The sequence below is a fragment of the Methylobacterium sp. C25 genome (assembly GCF_021352225.1).
Taxonomy (GTDB): domain Bacteria; phylum Pseudomonadota; class Alphaproteobacteria; order Rhizobiales; family Beijerinckiaceae; genus Methylobacterium.
In genome coordinates this window covers 1-1677 of record NZ_JAAUVI010000030.1, presented here as the reverse complement: position 1 = coordinate 1677, position 1677 = coordinate 1, and the positions used below count along the sequence as shown (strand labels likewise).

1 protein-coding gene is annotated in these 1677 nt (G+C 67.3%); it reads right to left on the bottom strand.

Annotated elements, in window-relative coordinates:
- Nucleotides 1-47: 47 nt before the first annotated feature.
- The gene (locus HCU64_RS25125) at nucleotides 48-1607 is read right to left on the bottom strand and encodes an ISL3 family transposase (protein ID WP_233387219.1); all 1560 of its coding nucleotides are present in this window, start codon (nucleotides 1605-1607) and stop codon (nucleotides 48-50) included.
- Nucleotides 1608-1677 lie beyond the last annotated feature (70 nt).

The window sequence follows — 1677 nt, the reverse complement described above, 5'->3', positions numbered from 1 at the left end:
GTGTGTTTCGGCGTGCAACTTTGGCTCTGACTCACTCTCGCTGATGCTTATGGCGATAGGCCAATGAGCCGGGCTTGGAGGAGATCCATTTTGCCGCGGCCGTACATCTGGCGCTTCACGAGCTTGAGCTTCGTGATCTGGCCCTCCGTTTGGCCGTTCGACCATGGCAGCGTGATCGCGGCCCGAACCGCGGATCGGTCTTGACCGACTCCACGTGCGAAGGAAGCGACGAGGCTCGCCTCAGCCCGCGTGAGCCATCCTTCGAGCCTGTTGGGTGCCATCGCACGGACCATCGTCTGGAAAGCGCTGATCACCTTGCGCGCCTCGACCAGCGCCGGCATCCCGTTCTCGACGGCCGCCACAGTCAGCGTCTCCGCCTTGGTCAAGCGATCGCGACCCGTCGTCAGCCATCGCGCCAGGGTTCGTGCTGACGGCACGCGCTGAAGCCGTTCGATGTTGGCCTGCTCCGCGCGCCGGCGCCGCGTCGCCCATTCGCCGACCACACGCAGCGATCCTCGGAAGCCCTGCGCCTTTGCCCTTCTCCAGATCTCGGTGGCGTTCCGGCTGCCAGCGTCCCACTGGGCGTCGAGCCAGGGCAGATAGGCGTCGAGCGAACTCTGCCGGACCCGAAAGACGTCCGTGCGCTCGCCGCGCAGGACCGCACGCACCACCTTGCGGCTGTGGCCAAGGCGCCGTCCGATCCGGCGGATCGGAACGCCTGCCTCGGCGAGCGCGCGGATGGCCGCGTCCGCCTCGTCGCGCCGCAGGTAACCCTCGTACTGGATGCGCTCGGCCGCGGTGAGAAGCGCCGGATCGATCGTGGCCGCGCCGACGACCTCGCGAACCTGACGCATCGACCTGCGCACGGCGTCGAGGAAGCCGCGGCTAGCATTCTCTATGAGGTGCCAGCGGTCGGCCACCTGGACAGCCTGCGGCAGAGCGCGGGCTATCGCCTCACCATAGCCGCCGCCGCGGTCGCGGGCGACGATCTGGATCGAAGCATTCTCCTCCAACCAAGCCTGCGCAGTGGCCTGCTCGCGATCTGGGAGAAGCGCCACGATGCGGCGGCGTTCGAGATCGCAGACGACGGTGCCGTAGCGGTGGTTGCGTCGCCAAGCGAAGTCGTCGATGCCGATGACGCTGAGCGGATCGGGCCGTGTGATCGCTCTGCGGCGAATGACGCGCAGGAGCGTGTCGCGACTGACGGGCAGCATGAGGCGTCGGGCGAGGCCCGCACCGGGCCGGCCGCCGAGCGCGAGACCGAGGTGATGGACGACCTGCTCCAGCCGCGAGGTTCGCCGCGCGAAGGCGGGCAGGACGTCGTCGGGAAAGCGCTCAGCGAAAATCTTACGTCCGCAGGCAGACGCATCGCACCAGAAGCGTCGCACGACGACCTGAAGTTCGACGCGTCGGCCACTGAGCGGCAGGTCGGCGGCACGGCGCCGGTAACGGCTTTGAATGCGACGCGAAGGGGTCCGGCAATCTGGACAGACCGTCACTGCGGCTCCCGACCTCACGACCAGGCCGATCCGCTCAGCGCCGACATCGAGATGATCGACGAGGAATCCAGTGGGTACGAGGCTCGACGAGCGAAAGCGATGACGCATGCTGCGGCTCCATCATGGATGTCCGCAACCTCAACGCCCACGGCATCAGCGAGAGTGAGTCAGAGCCAAT

Coding starts and splice junctions, on each gene's coding strand:
- HCU64_RS25125 (WP_233387219.1), bottom strand. CDS start 1,607: ATGCGTCATCGCTTTCGCTCGTCGAGCCTCGTACCCACTGGATTCCTC.